The sequence below is a fragment of the Acinetobacter sp. 1294243 genome (assembly GCF_000588015.1).
In the GTDB taxonomy this organism is placed as follows: Bacteria; Pseudomonadota; Gammaproteobacteria; order Pseudomonadales; family Moraxellaceae; genus Acinetobacter; species Acinetobacter pittii.
Window position 1 is genome coordinate 1 of sequence record NZ_JFXG01000059.1, and the last position, 736, is coordinate 736.

At 42.0% G+C, this 736-nt stretch carries 1 protein-coding gene; it reads left to right on the forward strand.

Annotated elements, in window-relative coordinates; genetic code table 11:
* Positions 1–736, forward strand: a 736-nt coding sequence (locus J655_RS24160; protein WP_032053463.1) for an Ig-like domain-containing protein, incomplete at both ends; no start/stop codon positions are given.

Consider the following 736-nt stretch of genomic DNA (forward strand, 5'->3'; position numbering starts at 1 on the left):
CCCGACACCACTGCACCTTCAAGTCTGACTATAACTATCGACACAACAGGTAAAGTGGTTACAGGTATAACTGAAGCGAATGCTGTTGTAACAGTTAAGAATGCTACAGGAACTGTAGTTGGTACAGCTACAGCTGATGCTACAGGTAAATATTCAATTACCTTAGATAAGGCTTATCTAAATGGCGAAAGCCTAAGTGCTACAGCATCAGATAAAGCGGGTAATACTACAGCACCAAAAACAATTGTTGCGCCAGACACTACTGCACCTTCAAGCTTAACTGCAACTATTGATGCTGCAGGTAAAATGGTTGCAGGTGTAACCGAAGCGAATGCTGTTGTAACCGTTAAGAATGCTGCAGGAACCGTAGTCGGTACAGCTACAGCTGATGCCACAGGTAAATACTCGATTATCCTAGATAAAGCTTACTTGAATGGAGAAAGCTTAAGTGCAACAGCATCAGATAAAGCGGGTAATGCTACAGTACCAAAAACAATAGTTGCACCCGACACCACTGCACCTTCAAGTCTGACTATAACTATCGACACAACAGGTAAAGTGGTTACAGGTATAACTGAAGCGAATGCTGTTGTAACAGTTAAGAATGCTACAGGAACTGTAGTTGGTACAGCTACAGCTGATGCTACAGGTAAATATTCAATTACCTTAGATAAGGCTTATCTAAATGGCGAAAGCCTAAGTGCTACAGCATCAGATAAAGCGGGTAATACTACAG